The sequence below is a fragment of the Porphyromonas levii genome, from assembly GCF_018206105.1.
GTDB classification, from domain to species: Bacteria; Bacteroidota; Bacteroidia; order Bacteroidales; family Porphyromonadaceae; genus Porphyromonas_A; species Porphyromonas_A levii.
Genome location: NZ_JADRGN010000096.1, coordinates 1 through 629, shown reverse-complemented (window position 1 = coordinate 629; position 629 = coordinate 1). Strand labels below are relative to the sequence as shown.

At 43.2% G+C, this 629-nt stretch carries 1 protein-coding gene; it reads left to right on the top strand.

Translation table 11 applies throughout. The annotated features are described in order from the left end of the window. Window positions 1-196: 196 nt before the first annotated feature. On the top strand, window positions 197-629 hold a 433-nt coding region (locus IX315_RS09645; RefSeq protein ID WP_211837425.1), incomplete at its 3' end, for a DUF3575 domain-containing protein.

Here is a 629-nt window from a genome sequence, read left to right as displayed (position 1 = left end):
CTTACCGGTTTCGGTTTTTCCTGTAGCACATTCTTATTGCTACAGCTTTAATTCATATACCCTTGGCATCAGATGCTGCTTCTTTTCGGAGGCGGTATCTGATTTTTTTGTTTGGTGAGTAATATGTAGTGCTTGTACTGAGGGTTACTTCAGGCTCTCAGCACTAGAGAATGTATATAAGATTGAATAATTAGTTATGAAGTTCGGAAAATCCATTTGTCGTTTCTCGTTCATGCTTCTCATTGCTGTATTGTTTTCCATTGGCAATGCGGATGCACAGAAGGTTGCAGTCAAGACTAACTTGTTGTATGCAGCTACGACCTCTCCCAATGCTGCCATTGAGATGAGGATGAGCGATAAGACCACCCTTGAGCTGGGTGGTGGTATGAGCTTGTGGAAGTTTGGAGAGAAGTCTACATTAAAACATTGGTTGGTTCAGCCAGAGGTGCGTTACTGGTTTTGTGATGTGTTCAATGGTCACTTTGTGGGGCTTCATGCACATGGTGGTCAGTACAATATCGGAGGTCTTGATATCCCAGTTGGTAGGCTGTCTGAATTGAAAGACCACCGTTACCAAGGCTATTTTTATGGTGCAGGTGTGAGCTATGGTTATCAGTGGATATTGGGTC